Below are 14,146 nucleotides of genomic sequence, written 5' to 3'. Positions count from 1 at the left end.
GTTTGATTGTTTTTTTTACAGACCATTTAAATGCAGAACATCTTATTACTCCGGCTACGATAAGCACGAGTCGCTCAGGAACCGCGTACCCGAAGTATTGGGAATGTTAACAGTCAACAGTCAACTGTCAACTGACTGATAAAGCTTTTCTACCATTTGAGCCAAGCGTTTCATGGCAGTTTCAATCTCATCATTTGTTGCAGTCAAACTGATGCGTAAACACTCATGTTTGTGCTGCCAATCTTCCCGCAAACCGGGGAAGAAAGAACTTCCTGGCACGACAATTACGCCGACTTTTTTCAACTCTTGATACAGTTCCCAATCAGTCATTGGCAAATCTTTCAGCCACAACCACGCGAAAATTGCTCCTTCGCCCCGGTGCAAAAACCACGGCAAATCCTTCGGCATTGCTTGTTCTAGAGTGCTTTCTACGATCGCAAATTTGCTTTGATAGTACGGGCGAATTACGTTGATGGAGATGTCGGCCAGAGCGCCGGACGTAATCGCACGAGTTGCGATCGCCTGTCCGTATCTCGGCGAATGAATGCACATATTGGTCTGAAAACATTCTAATACTTGAATGAGTTTTTCATCGCCGATCGCAATTCCGATTCTTTCTCCCGGCAATCCGGCTTTGGACAAACTCATACAGTGCACGATATTGCCGCCAAAAATCGGCGTCATTTCGGTAAAATTCAAAGACGGGAAGGGAGGGCCGTAGGCGGAATCCACGAACACCGGCGCGTCAAAAGCGGCCGCTAAATCGGCAATTTTCTTAACTTCGTCGTCGGTGAGAACGTTGCCGGTGGGGTTGCAGGGACGGGAAAAAATGACGCAACCGGTGCTTTGGTCGATCGACAGTTGGCTGAAATCCGGGCGGTATTTGAACCTGTGAGCAGCCGTATCAATATCGAGGGTGGGTTTGCAAGCGACTACCGCTTCGGGAATCAAGCTAACGCCGCCGTAACCGGTGTAGTCTGGGCTCAGCGGTAAAACAATATTTTTAAGCTGTTTGCTGGTAGTGTAGCCGCCGAAAGCGTTGGCTGCGTAGAAGTAAATCGATTGACTTCCGGGAGTAATTAGAATATTGCGATCGGTCAAATTCAATCCGTAACGCTGGTTGAAATCCGTCCGCACCGCATCAATCAACGGCTGATAACCTTGACTCGAACCGTAGCGACAAACCACCTCGCCGTATTCCGGGCCCGCCAAAAGTTCCGCAGTGCAGTCGCGCCACAACTGCTCGACTTCCGGCAAAATCACCGGGTTTCCGGCGCTCAAATTGATAAACTCCTGCCCGCTGCCGGCTCTGAGAGTTTCAATAATATCTTTCATAATTGCCCGAACTCCCGTGAGGTGGGACATCTGAGCGCCAAATTGAGTCAGGGCAGGGTTCATAGCAAATGCAGCGACAATGATAGAAGTTTACAGTTTACCCATAATAACTCCAGTCGCAGGCGTTAGCCTAGCTTATCTGGGGCATGGGTTGTCGATCGAGCCTCTGACTAATTCAATAAACTCGATCGCACAGCATTTTGTTTTTTCCCCTGTGCGCGCACCGGATCATAAGATTCAGGGCATTTGTGGAGCCGGAGCGATCGAACAGTGTTTTTTGCCTAAAAATTAGCGAACGGAACAGCATTATCTAATTCAAGAGTTGTGGTAAGATTTCACGCCGTCGCGCCAGATGAATTGCCGATACTTGACAACAACCATTGGAAAAATCTAAAATTAGCCGTAAAACCCGATCGCAACAGAATTTTATGGGCGGCTGTTACTGCTATAATTACAGGTTTAATCCAGCCTCAAGAATCAGATTTGTTGCTAGCTCATTTTCATAATTCGCGGTTTGCTGACAGCGGTGCATTTTATCATCAATCCGACTAAAGCCAAGATAGCTCGTAAGGTCGCCCTTTGAGTGGCATTACATAACAAACACGTAAATTCCCACCCCAATTAACAGCCGTAAAATTCAACACAACAATGACATACTTTCCACTTATAGAATACGAGCAACTTACAGATCCTAAAGCCAAAGCAGTGTACGAAGAAATATTGACAGACTTGGGGTTTGGCATCGTCCCCAACCTGTTCAAGTCAATGGCAATCAACCCTGACATATTAGAAGCCAATTGGAAAAAATTCCGGGGAACCATTCTGCAAGGAGATTTACCCCGCACGCTTAAAGAAATGGTCGGCGTCGCTATTTCCCAATCAAATAATAGCGAGTACGCTCTCCAAGTTCATCTGCACGGATTGTCAGCCTTGGGGATGAGCGAAGAACTATTGCGAACCCTAGTTTCTGACTTTGCCAACTGCCCTTTGCCAAAACGTGATAAAGCCGTGATTACTTTTGGCTTGCTGGCTGCTACAAAACCCCTGGAAATGACAGAGACTGATTACCAAAACCTGCGGGATTTAGGACTTGATGATTCAGAAATCTTTGAGATTATTGCGACAGCAGACTTGTTTAGCTTTGTCAACCGATACACCGATTCAATAGCCCTGGAAATAGATGCTTTGTAATCTATATTGTATACCCCTATTATGGGCGATCGGCTAGAAGATCAAGATCGAGAAGAACTTCTGTTGACAGCGCGCCGTTTGTTAGCAGAAGCTCAAGCGCTTTCCATCCGCATTTCCGCCGTCAACGAAGTTGCCAATGCCATTAACCGCACCCTCGATCTGGGCCAGATTTTGCGGGTACTAGGCAAGCAAGCCAAATGGTTGCTAGACTTTGAACACTGTAGCGTTTGCCTGCACAGCACTAACACTTGCATGACCTTATTTGGCCGGCATATTCCTGTAGATATTGCAGCCCTCCCAGAGGGCGGCCCTATTCACAAGGCTTTCACAACACGTCAACCTCAATTAATTCAAGAAGCGGGTGCTACTGCTATTTTATCCCCCTACGCTTCGCAAATTATCATTCCTTTGGAAAGCGAAGGTAAAGTTTTAGGAACAATTAATTTTGCCACAACCAAGCCGGGGGCTTACACTCAAGAAGACTTGCGGATTGGCTATCTTTTGGCTTTGCAACTATCTTCAGCTATCCGCAATGCTGAACGATTTAAAGAGATAAATAGCCTGTATTCCGAACTCGATGCCGAAAAGCACAAATCTGACCAGCTACTGTTGAATGTGCTCCCGGTGGAAATTGCCGAGGAACTAAAAAATAACGGCAAAGTGGAACCACTTTATTATGATTGCGTATCGGTTTTATTTACTGACTTTAAAGGCTTTACTCAGTTATCTGAAAACATGACGCCGCGAGAGTTGGTTGACGAACTAGATTATTGTTTTTCTTATTTCGATCGCGTGATGGATAAATACTCTATGGAAAAATTGAAAACTATTGGCGACAGCTATATGTGCGCGGCGGGAATTCCTACCCCTCGCCCAACACACGCCTTTGACGCTGTACTTGCTGCCATAGAAATTCGACAGTTCATGGCTCTGCGAAAAATACAGAAAGCTCAACAAAATATCCCTTATTGGGATATCCGCATTGGCATTCATTCAGGCCCAATACTTGCTGGCGTAATTGGCAATAAAAAGTTTTCCTATGATGTCTGGGGAGATACAGTTAATACTGCATCTCGGATGGAATCTTCCGGCGTACCTGGAAATATCAATATTTCTCATACAACCTTTGAATTAGTTAGAGATTTTTTTGAATGCGAATACCGAGGAAAAATTTATGCTAAAAATAAGGGCGAATTGGATATGTATTTGGTTCGCTATCTTAAATGATTTTGGGAAGGGCTAATTGCTAAGGGAAAATGGCTAAGCGAGCCTTTATACCATTTTAGATTGTAGATTTTAGATTTTAAATTTTAGATTTTGATTAGGACATGAGTGATTACTCTCACGGTTTGGCTCGCGGGTCTACAGTTGCCGTTTTTTGGACTATGAACTGAGAATATATAGCTCGAAGTTTTTTTAAAAGTTCGGTATTGTATCGGATTGTCACCAAGCTATATTAAAATTATCGAGTTGTATATTTTAAATTTTAATTATTTATGCGTATTTGGCAAGCCGATTTTTACCGCCGCCCTCTCCAAGACGAAACTGGCAAACCACTGTGGGAACTCTTAATTTGCGACTCGGAAGGCAGTTTTCAATTTAGCGCTGTTTGCCGTCAGGGGGACGCAAATTCTAATTGGCTAGCTTCGCAGTTGCAGCAGCAAGCTCAAACTCAGAATTTGCCGGACTTAATTCAAGTATTTAGGCCTCAGTCTCTGGGCTTAATCGAAGCTGCGGGCAAAGTTTTGGGGGTCAAGGTGGAAGCAACTCGGCGCACTGCGGCTCTGAAATTGCTGCTGCAACAACGCGCCAAAGAATATTCGAGTATGCCTAATTATACAGGTGAAACTTATAGCGCGATCGCCCTCGACTCGCCGCCGCCCGTACCCTTACCCGAAAACCTCTGGGGCGATGGCTGGCGTTTTGCTTCCCTACCCGCCGGGGACATTGAAGATGCTTTCCAAGGGCGTCCCCTGCCAATTTTGGAAATGCCAGAATTGCTGTTACCGCTGAATTTGGGCTTGGCCTCAACAGTACCCGTACCGGGAGTGGTGATTGACGGCGGACGCCAGTCTATGCGCTTGGCTAGATGGCTTCAGGATGCCAAACCTTTTGCTTTGAATTATATTGCTGGAGAACCAGACGGATTGATATTGGAAGCTGGGCTAGTAGATAGGTGGGTTGTGGCTACTTTTGAAGATAGCGAGGTGAAAGCCGCGGCCCAAATTTACCAACAGCGCAAGCAATTAAGTAAAGGATTACATTTTTTATTAGTGCAGCCCGATGATAGTGGCATGACTTATACAGGCTTTTGGCTGTTGAATTTTGAGCGATAAGATTTAAATAATATTATTGGTGATGTTGATAAATCGCGCGGCGAAAAATAGTAAAACAGCGCCCGAACGCAGTTTTAGCAAATACAAACTCAGACACAAATTTTAACACAGCTTGTTGAGCTCGCAAGAGATCGTGCTGCAAATTTATTCTACAACTAAAATCAATCCGTTTTGGATGCCCTGACAAACTCGGTTGATGTGACACTGGTCTTTTTCGTTCAGACCTTTCTGGGCTAGCATTGCTGATTTCAGCAGCCGTCTGTCAAGGGGGGTAATCTGGCGAAAAGCAAAGATGCGCTCGACGATCGCCTCGATCGAGATTTTGGGGAGGTTAGCAGAGCTGACTGTCATGGTCTTAACACGCTAAAAATAAGTAACAGAACTATGTACCTTTATTTTTAAAGATTTTGTGAAGCTACTTTGTGATTAAGATCACATATTTTTGGTGACAAAATAGTGTATGTGGGGTGACTGTTGTCACCAAATCTTTAATTATCTTTACACCAACTTAACGATGGCCCGATAGAATCACGGTGGTAAAACTCAAGCAGAGGGTAAAAATGGCACAAGCAAAAATCGGAATTATCGGCGGCAGCGGTTTGTATAAAATGGAGGCCCTCAAGGATATTGAAGAGGTGAAAATTGATACACCTTTTGGAGCGCCATCGGATGCCGCAATTGTGGGAACATTGGACGGTACGCCCGTAGCATTTCTGGCTAGACACGGCCGCAACCACACTTTTTTGCCCTCCGAAGTGCCGTATCGCGCAAATATTTATGCAATGAAGAGTTTGGGAGTTGAGTATTTAATCTCAGCGTCGGCGGTTGGTTCCCTGAAAACAGAGGCGAAACCTTTAGATATGGTAGTGCCCGATCAGTTTATCGATCGTACAAAAAATCGAGTTTCTACCTTTTTTGGAGAAGGAATAGTCGGTCACATCACATTCGGCGATCCGGTTTGCGGCGAATTGGCTAAAGTGTTAGCAAGTGCGATCGAATCCTTGAACCTCCCCGACGTTAACCTCCACCGGGGCGGCACCTACGTCTGCATGGAAGGCCCCGCGTTTTCCACAAAAGCAGAATCAAACCTTTACCGCAGTTGGGATGCCACAGTCATTGGGATGACAAATTTGCCGGAAGCAAAATTAGCCAGAGAAGCAGAAATTGCCTACGCAACTTTAGCCTTAGTCACGGATTACGACTGCTGGCATACCGAACACGACAGCGTAACAGTAGAAATGGTAATAGCAAATTTGCACCGCAATGCAGAGAATGCTCAAAAAGTCATTCAAGAAACAGTCCGTAGACTAACAGAAAATCCCCCAGTATCTGATGCACATTCAGCTTTGAAATATGCAATTCTGACTCGGCTGGATCAAGTGCCGGCCGCCACTAAGGAGAAAATGGGTTTGTTGTTGCAGAAATATTTGTAAAACGAACCGCGAAGACGCAAAAAGCGCAAAGGAAAAACGGCCTCCATTCTTTCTCTTCCTTAGCGTCTTCGCGGTTCATTTAATCTTACGACCTATTCGTTATCCTATAGTTGACGATTATTTTTGAAGGATTAACTTATCAACTGCTTGAACGCATCGTGTTCGCGAATTTTTTCTAAATCAGCTTCACTTTTTGCCAACTCTTTACACACATTCGGATTGAGATTGAGGGCGCGCTTTAAATTTTCAATTGCTAATTCAATTTTACCTTGTAGGGCATAACATCGGGCTTTGTTGTACCAAATTCTGTAAAAGTCAGGTCGGATTTTAGCAGCATTGTCGTAGGAAGCGATCGCAGCTTCGTATTTTTGCAATTTGGAGAGTGCAACGCCTCGATTGTTCCAAGCGTCAGTATAATCATTTTTAACTTGTAGGGCTTGATTGTAAGAAATTACTGCTTGTTCGTACTCCTGCATTTTGGAAAAAGCAACGCCTCGGTTGTTCCAAGCATCGGCATAATCGGGTTTGGCTTGAATTGCTTGTTCGTAACAGTCGATCGCCTCCTGGTACTTCTGCAACTCCAACAATACCACGCCTCGATTGTTCCAAGCATCGGGATAATTGGGGCGAATTGTAGTAGCTTGTTCGTAAGAAGCGATCGCCTCTGGATATCGCTGCATTCTCGTGAGCACTACTCCTCGGTTATTCCAAGTATCGGCTAAATCCGGCTGAATTTGCAGGGCCTGATCGTAAGCTGCGATCGCATCTTGATAACGGTTTTCAAAGAAACAAGCATCTCCCTGTTTAGCATAGTCGCCGGCGGTCAATAACTGTTGGTAATTGCCATAGTTAACCGGAGCAAATTCTTGAATTTGGGCATCGGGGAATAAAAGGTCTGTTTCTGCCTCTGCCGAGTGATTTTGGTGTTGAATTTCGCCTAAGATAGTTTCAGCATCGGAAATTAATAGTTTTAATTGAGAGATTGTATCGTAATGGAGACTTTCAATTTCTTGGCGAGCAATTGTTGTCTGCTTGGACAATTTTCTCAATAGAAACCAAACCCCGACTCCGGCTGCTGTCGGAAACAAAGTTAGGGCAATTACCAGTCCGTTAAGCAGTACCGCCGTGCGCCCGAAAGCAATGTCAACTTCTTCTTGAACTCGATCGCGAATTTCTTCTTTAAGTTGCTGCTGTGGGAATTCCTGCTGAAGTAACATTGCCGCCGTCGGTTCAGATGCAAAAACGCTACTGGCGCAGACTAGAATAGTCAAAAGGGCGATCGGGCTAATACTTTTTCTAAAGATACTTGACAAACGCATTGCCTTAGTGATACGCACCTGAGTTGCGATTTCCATGTGTCAAGAGATGCTGATAACGATGATCCCAGACTAGCCCATTTGTTCACAAACTCTTAAATACAGGATATCTGTTGTGCAGTCCCCTCCGATCAAATTGCTGACGCAAGAATTGCTAGACGAAGTTGCCGCTTCCTCCCGCCGCAGTCCCCGCCAGCGACAAAACTACAATTTCCATGATTTATCTGAAAAGGTGCAGCGGTTTGTCAACGTGCTGCAACCAGGCACTTACGTCCGCCCTCACCAACACCTGCGCCCGCCTGCTGTTAGCGGTTTTGAGTTTTTTGTGGTGATTCAAGGAGAAGTCGGTATTCTTATTTTGAACGAAAACGGTCAAATCCTGCAATCCTTGCGAGTCAGCGCGGCCGGTCCGACTCGCGCTGTCGAACTGCCAGAGGGCACTATTCACACGTTAGTAGCTTTGACACAGGATACTGTGATTTTAGAGTTTAAGGAAGGGCCTTACGACGTGGGGGCTGATAAAGACTTTTTGGCAGGTTTTCCTGCTGAGGGAACTGCGGCGGCGCGAGAATTAGTCTTGATTTGGGAAGCGGAATTTAACTGTTGACTGTTGACTGTGGGCTGTTGACTGTTGACTGTTGAGAGTTAAAAATCTAAACTCTAAAATCTAAAATCGATCGACTGATTACTAATTACTGATGAATCTAATTGTCGTCATCCGATTGTATAAATCTGGGGCGGTGCGAATGATTTTTCTCAGAAGCTCATCCGTCACCCAAAAGACGAGGGGAAAGGAAAATTTTTTGCTGAATTCGCTGCATAATAGGTTGGTAGAAACGAGCAATCGATCGATCGGCTCCACTGATTCCAAACCGAGGAGCATTAAAGCAGGAGGCTTTTCGCCGTCTATTTCTGCTGCAATTGTCGTGTAGAGAGTTGTCGCGGATTTGGGCAAAAACAGTTGTCGGGGTTTAACGGGACAATTTACTTGCAGCCGATCAACTATTTGCTGCCGCAAAGTTAGCGAGTTGCAGTGGACTAAAACGAAAGAAAAGTAACCTTGGGAAAGACGGAGCGCCCGCATTAAAGTTGAGAACGACCGCTCGTTATATTTAGCTGAGTCGTAGTTAGCTGCATTGTCTTTAGCTGTATTTCCTGAGCTTTGCTCGATAAACATAAATTGCATATTTTTTATCTAGTTTTAGAGATTTTCTAGATTAAATGATGTTTCTAAAGAAAATGTGAAGATCGAAAATTTATTTTTCCTTTAAAAACTTTTGGAAGTATACCACGCTTTTAAATTAATATCAATAGTCCGATCGAAATACTCCGATCGACTGATTTGGCTTGAACTACTCAAAAAGCACCTGCGACGGCACAACAAAAGTATAGCCGCAGGCAGAAGGAAGAGCATATTCCGCAAGGGTTTCAGCAATTAATAACGTTCTAAAGATCTGGCAAGATTGCTAGATTAAATGTAATTAAAAATACAAAAAAATCACCGGAAATTCTCAGCCAGCGGCAAAGTAAACCAAAAACTTGCCCCAGCACCGGGAGTGCTAATTACCCCAATTTGGCCGCCGTGAGCACCAATAATTTGCCGACAAAGATAGAGACCCAAACCCAAACCAACCGAGTGTCGGGATCGATCGCCCCTAACGTAAAGGTCAAAAAGATGTTCGCACTGTTCCGGCAAGATTCCCGCCCCGTCATCTTCCACGGTACAGTAAATCATCCTACTTCCGGGATTGGGGATTGGGGATTGGGAATTGGTAATGGGGGATTGTGGATTGGTAATCGGTAATTTGTCGATGTTTTGTTTTGCTGTGCTTTGATTTATAGTTAATTTTTCCGCATTAATTACTTGAGCCGAAACTGTTAAATTCAATCCCGGAAAATTGTGTTTCAAAGCATTAGCTATTAAATTAGAGAAGACGCGCCACAACTGAGTTTTGTCCGCATTCACGGCTGGCAAATCATCCGGCACCAAATTTTTAAAAGTAGCTTTACCCTCCTTCATCAAAGGCTCCAAATCTGTCGCAGCAGCTTCAACTATCGCCCTCAAATTAACCGATTCGCAGTGCAAAACCAAACCACGCAATTCCCCGGCGTGAACTTCCAACAGCGAATTTATCAAGCGCAATTGCTGCTCGCTACCTTGAATCATCCGCTCCAAAATAGAACGGGGAATTGCGATCGAATCCCCAGGTTTCGTCTGCCAATTTTTCAGCACCATTAACATTCCCGCTACCGGGTTTCGCAAGTCGTGAGAAAGAGCGTGAATAAACAGCCGCAGCGATTCTTGTGCCTGTTTGCGCTGCGTGATATCCTCAATTAAACCCTCATAATAAAGCACGGCGCCGCTGCTGTCCCGTACCGCCCGCGCCTTCTCGGAAATCCAGACAATACTGCCGTCTGAGCGGTAAATTTTAGATTCAAAATCCGATACTGTGCCGCTTTCCTCGATCGATCGCAAAAACTCATTTCTGCGAGCCGGATCGACGTACAACTGTCGTTCAATATCAGTAAACTTGGCCGTCACTTCTTCCGGGGAATCGCAGCCGTAAATCCTCGCCAAAGCTGGATTTGCAGTAATATAACGACCATCGGGAGTGCTTTGAAAAATTCCCTCGCCGGCATTCTCAAAAATGCTGCGGTACTTCGCCTCCGCCACCTCCAACTGCTGGTAAGCAGATTCCAACTCACGCCTGGTACTAAACTCTTTCCGTTGCAGACATTCGTACCAATAAACCGACAAATCGCAAATCAAACAAATCCAAAACAAATATAAGTACAACCCGGTCAACTTAAAAGGAGTATACTTAGCCAAACTTAGATTTAAAACCAAATTTATCCCGACGTGGCAACACAAAACGCCGAGTTGAGAGATCAGGTGGAGGCGCCAGCGGACGGGCATCAGCGTAGCTTGGATCAGAAACGCTAAAATCCAGGTAAAAATTGGTAATTCCCCGGCTTGTGCGACAGCTAGCCCAACCTGTACAACTACCGTCAGCGACCACGAAAAACCCAAAAAGAGCAAACCGGGATAGCGCTGTCCGAAGGATGTTTTCTGCAACACAAAACAGGTCAACAAACCCAATTCTACAGCAGCGCTCGTGTACAAATAAACACTTTTAAACTCCTGGCGAGCGAAGAATCTTTCGCCCAGAAAATAGATCGTTATTGTGAAGGCAAAAAAGATGGCAATTCCGACAGCAGGGCGCAGCCGATCTCGGAGGAAGCGATCGCGCCACACCTCGTAAACCGTTAACGCCTGAACAGATTTTGCCTTGCCCAAAGAGTTCATACCATTTTAGATTTTAGATTTTAGATTTTAGATTGAGAAAGATCGATCGTCCGAATTGACAGCAGGTAGCGAAAACCAGAAAGTCGAGCCACCGCCGGGAGTGCTTTCGACGCCGATTTCGCCGCCGTGAGCTTTGATAATTTGCTTGGAGAGGTACAAGCCCAAACCCAGCCCTGTTAATTGTCGGCTATTAGGGTCGTGAACGTAAAGTTCAAATAGAGATTCCCGCTGTTTGGCGCTGATTCCCACTCCATTATCTGTTACAGTACAGCGAACCATTTTTACGGTGACTCCGGGCAATTTGCTGCCGCTATTGCCAATTTGACCCTGATAGCGGGGCATTTTGCAACTGCCGTCGAGGTTGAATTTGGCCACGGTTTCCTGATTTTTCTGGGTGGTCTCGCCGATCCTAGGACGATCGCCCGCAGCAGATATCCCGTTAGCGATACAGCGGGCGATCTGAGTAGTTTGAGATGTTAAAGCCTGGGAATTTTCTTCATAACTTAGCGCTTTTTCAACTGCAATTACCTCGGCTTTAAAAGTTATATTAACTCCCGGAGGATTGTGTTTAATAGCATTAGTCAACAGATTTTCTAGCACCCGCTGCAAGTGTTTGCTGTCGGCCTTGACTTGTGGCAAATCCGCCGGGATTTCCTGAGTCAAAGTTGCTTGATTTTTGGCCAGCATCGGTTCTAAATCGGCAACAATGGCTGAAGCTAAAGACGGCAAATCTAGCGGTACAGTATTGAGAACAATACCTTTCACCTCGCTAGCGTGAGCGTCGAGCAGGGAATTAACCATAGTCAACTGGTGTTCGCTGGCTTGAACGATGCGCTGCAAAATCGATCGAGAAACCGGAACATCTTGTAGAGAATCAGATGCCGATTTGTTGAGCAAATTTTTCAACAGTATTAACATTCCCATAACAGGAGTGCGGAGATTGTGAGAAACTGCGTGCAAAAATAGGTCTTTCAGCCGATTGCTTTCTTGCAACTCGTGCATTTTTTGCTGTAGTTGGCGGGTGCGTTCTTCGACTTGAGATTCCAAGTTGGCATTGAGAGCTTTTACCTGCTGTAAAAGTTGGGCTTGCTGGAGAGCGATCGCCACTTGGGTAGCGAGTTTTTCCAACAAATCAATTTCAAATTCCTGCCACTGGCGCGGCCCCGAGCACTGGTTGACGGCCAAGATCCCGAACAATTCATCGCCCAGGACGATCGGCACATTTAACGTCGCTCTAATTTGATAGTCGCTGTACAATTGGGCAATAGGAACGTTGAGTTGAACGCTAGCAGTATCGGAGATAGTTCGGACACGGTTGTTAGCATAAAAAGTTTTCTGGCTTTCGAGGTGATTCTCGTCAGCGAGTACCCATCCCAAAAGAGAACGGCATTGGGCATCCACAGACTCGGCCACAACCTTACCGTATACCGGGTTAGGAAGATTTACCCCCTCCGCGTCCACAATACCGATGAAAGCGCGGTCTGCCTTGAAAAATTGCCGGACTTCGGCAACAGTAGTGTTGAGAATTTCTTCGAGGTCGAGGGAGTTGCGAATTCGCAGGGCGATTTCTGAGAGCAAGCGATCGCGATCGGAGGACGCCCGCAAAGCGGTTTCCGCGCGGTGGCGTTCGGTAACGTCTTGAACTGTGGCGGCGATCGCCCCTGACTGAATGGCCGACTGTTCGCAGACAGTGCGTTCGGAGCCATCTGATAGCACAATTCGGTAGTTAATGCAATAGGGTGTGCGCTCAAACATAGCTTGGCGCTGCGATCGCGCCACCAATTCTCGGTCTTCTGGATGTACAGCCTGCAAAAAAACTTCTGGTGTCGGTTTGACAGTTCCCGGAGCAAAACCCAAGAGGCGGTAAAGTTCGTTTGACCACCGCAATTCGATATTGGATATATGATGTTCTGCGGATTCTTCGGAGTTGTCAGTTGCTGTGAGGGTGGCGCAATTTAAATCCCAATTTCCCAACTGAGCGATGCGCTGAGCGTTGGCTAAACTAGCTTCGCGATCGCGCAGCATGGCCGCCGTGCGGCGCACCTCCACCAGCGCTTGCTGGCGTTCTGCTACGGCGGCAGCCAACATCAGAGCCACAAGGGCGATCGTACCGGTAAAAGCTTGTAAAAATAAAACCGCCTGTTTGAGATTATCGCTTTTGGCCAAAAACGGGCCGCCTCCCTGCACGGCTCCCCAAATCGCGATGTAAGAGACGATCGAATAAGCAAAAATCGCTCCCGCCGGTTGAAACCGCAGGGCAGCCCAAACTATCAGAGGAAAAGGCAGATACTCCAGCGGATACAGAGCGATCGCCGCTTGTGTTTTTGAGCAAAAAAACAGCCAGCTCACACTCAGCAAGAGAGTCAGCCAGAGCGCTATTTCTGAATAATTAATAATTAAAAATAGAAGATTATATCTGTTTTCACTTGCAGACCATTTGCTTGAATAATTTGTAACTTGTGATTGGTTATTGTTCCAGTTAAAAAATGCTTTTAAACTTGAAATAATTCGAGATTTTTCCTCACCTGTTACACCCTTTTCAATAACAGGCAATATGCCTGTTACACAATCAAATTCATCTCTTGTGGAACAGGCAATATGCCTGTTCCTAAACAAGTAATTGAGAATAGTGAAACATCTAAGTTTTAGTGGAAATTTAAAACTGTTAACGGCGTGGTTCAAAGTCAGCAGCACAGGCGTCACAATCAAAATTCCCATGCCGTCTCCGAGCCACGTAGTCCACCAGTTCCGAGAGAAATTGCTCCACTGAGCCCAACCAAAAATGCACGTACCCAAGTTGCCGAGGATAGAACCGACCAAAGTAGACCCGATGACAGCGCCCGCCACTAAAGCCAGAACATCTCGCAATCGATCGAGTTTGGTAGAAAATCCGCTCCAAGTCAGCAAAGCCTCTCCAGCCAGCGCTTGCAGGGTGACGCTAAAGGCCGATGTGGCAATGACAGCCGACGGTACACCGCCGGTAGAGTTTAACAGCACTGAACCGAGGACAATTCCCGGCCACATCCGTCGCCCTTGCAGTAGCAGTGCCGCTAGAGCAATACCGGCGGGCGGCCACACGGGGGAGGGTTCGGCTTTCACCAGTCCCAGCATCGACGCTGCGAGTTTTCCGGTAACAAAGTAGGCCAGCGCCAGGATGCCGGTGTACAGAAGCGTTCGAGTGCGGGGGTTGAGCAGTTTCATGTTTAGTGCGATCGAATCCTCCATTCC

General features: G+C 46.1%; 13 protein-coding genes. 7 read left to right on the top strand and 6 right to left on the bottom strand.

Annotated features, from left to right (window positions below; translation table 11 throughout):
- Positions 1-120: 120 nt before the first annotated feature.
- The gene (locus QUA07_RS14500; protein ID WP_333326220.1) at positions 121-1,398 is read right to left on the bottom strand and encodes a valine--pyruvate transaminase; all 1,278 of its coding nucleotides are present in this window, start codon (positions 1,396-1,398) and stop codon (positions 121-123) included.
- A 16-nt stretch (positions 1,399-1,414) separates the two neighbouring features.
- Here QUA07_RS14500 and QUA07_RS14495 point away from each other — a divergent pair, with 16 nt between their 5' ends.
- The 5 genes from QUA07_RS14495 (at position 1,415) to QUA07_RS14475 (ending at position 4,862) form a co-directional block, all read left to right on the top strand.
- Positions 1,415-1,627, top strand: coding sequence for a hypothetical protein (locus tag QUA07_RS14495; protein WP_333326218.1), 213 nt, complete (start codon positions 1,415-1,417; stop codon positions 1,625-1,627).
- A 32-nt stretch (positions 1,628-1,659) separates the two neighbouring features.
- Complete coding sequence (locus QUA07_RS14490) at positions 1,660-1,887, top strand: hypothetical protein (RefSeq protein WP_333326216.1); 228 nt, start codon at positions 1,660-1,662, stop codon at positions 1,885-1,887.
- Between the two features lie 96 nt (positions 1,888-1,983).
- A complete protein-coding gene (locus tag QUA07_RS14485) occupies positions 1,984-2,526 on the top strand; it encodes a peroxidase-related enzyme (protein WP_333326214.1) in 543 nt (180 codons plus the stop codon).
- 21 nt (positions 2,527-2,547) lie between these two features.
- Positions 2,548-3,753 carry an adenylate/guanylate cyclase domain-containing protein gene (locus tag QUA07_RS14480; RefSeq protein ID WP_333326212.1) on the top strand — a complete coding sequence of 402 codons (1,206 nt, stop codon included), beginning with the start codon at positions 2,548-2,550 and terminating at the stop codon, positions 3,751-3,753.
- Positions 3,754-4,022: 269 nt separating this feature from the next.
- On the top strand, positions 4,023-4,862 hold the full coding sequence (locus QUA07_RS14475; RefSeq protein ID WP_333326211.1) for a Tab2/Atab2 family RNA-binding protein: 840 nt from the start codon (positions 4,023-4,025) through the stop codon (positions 4,860-4,862).
- Positions 4,863-5,006: 144 nt separating this feature from the next.
- On the opposite strand, the gene QUA07_RS14470 is transcribed toward QUA07_RS14475, so the two are convergent.
- A complete protein-coding gene (locus QUA07_RS14470) occupies positions 5,007-5,213 on the bottom strand; it encodes a hypothetical protein (RefSeq protein ID WP_015177188.1) in 207 nt (68 codons plus the stop codon).
- 209 nt (positions 5,214-5,422) lie between these two features.
- On the opposite strand from QUA07_RS14470, the gene QUA07_RS14465 reads away from it, so the two are divergent.
- On the top strand, positions 5,423-6,295 hold the full coding sequence (locus QUA07_RS14465) for an S-methyl-5'-thioadenosine phosphorylase (RefSeq protein WP_333326209.1): 873 nt from the start codon (positions 5,423-5,425) through the stop codon (positions 6,293-6,295).
- Between the two features lie 131 nt (positions 6,296-6,426).
- Here the strand turns inward: QUA07_RS14465 and QUA07_RS14460 are convergent, their stop codons facing one another.
- The gene (locus QUA07_RS14460) at positions 6,427-7,650 is read right to left on the bottom strand and encodes a tetratricopeptide repeat protein (RefSeq protein ID WP_333326207.1); all 1,224 of its coding nucleotides are present in this window, start codon (positions 7,648-7,650) and stop codon (positions 6,427-6,429) included.
- A 76-nt stretch (positions 7,651-7,726) separates the two neighbouring features.
- On the opposite strand from QUA07_RS14460, the gene QUA07_RS14455 reads away from it, so the two are divergent.
- Positions 7,727-8,218, top strand: coding sequence for a WbuC family cupin fold metalloprotein (locus QUA07_RS14455; RefSeq protein WP_333326205.1), 492 nt, complete (start codon positions 7,727-7,729; stop codon positions 8,216-8,218).
- Between the two features lie 81 nt (positions 8,219-8,299).
- Here QUA07_RS14455 and QUA07_RS14450 read toward each other — a convergent pair whose 3' ends face one another.
- The 3 genes from QUA07_RS14450 to QUA07_RS14440 all read right to left on the bottom strand — a co-directional run bounded on the left by QUA07_RS14450 (position 8,300) and on the right by QUA07_RS14440 (position 14,119).
- Positions 8,300-8,797 carry a hypothetical protein gene (locus tag QUA07_RS14450; protein ID WP_333326203.1) on the bottom strand — a complete coding sequence of 166 codons (498 nt, stop codon included), beginning with the start codon at positions 8,795-8,797 and terminating at the stop codon, positions 8,300-8,302.
- Between the two features lie 312 nt (positions 8,798-9,109).
- Positions 9,110-10,918 carry a PAS domain-containing sensor histidine kinase gene (locus QUA07_RS14445; RefSeq protein WP_333326200.1) on the bottom strand — a complete coding sequence of 603 codons (1,809 nt, stop codon included), beginning with the start codon at positions 10,916-10,918 and terminating at the stop codon, positions 9,110-9,112.
- Positions 10,919-10,945: 27 nt separating this feature from the next.
- A complete protein-coding gene (locus QUA07_RS14440; RefSeq protein ID WP_333326333.1) occupies positions 10,946-14,119 on the bottom strand; it encodes an MASE1 domain-containing protein in 3,174 nt (1,057 codons plus the stop codon).
- Between the last annotated feature and the right edge of the window lie 27 nt (positions 14,120-14,146).

It is taken from the genome of Microcoleus sp. T3_A4 (genome assembly GCF_036700465.1).
In the GTDB taxonomy this organism is placed as follows: domain Bacteria; phylum Cyanobacteriota; class Cyanobacteriia; order Cyanobacteriales; family Microcoleaceae; genus Microcoleus.
The sequence above is the reverse complement of the archived record's forward strand: the minus strand, read 5'-3'. Positions and strand labels throughout refer to the sequence as shown.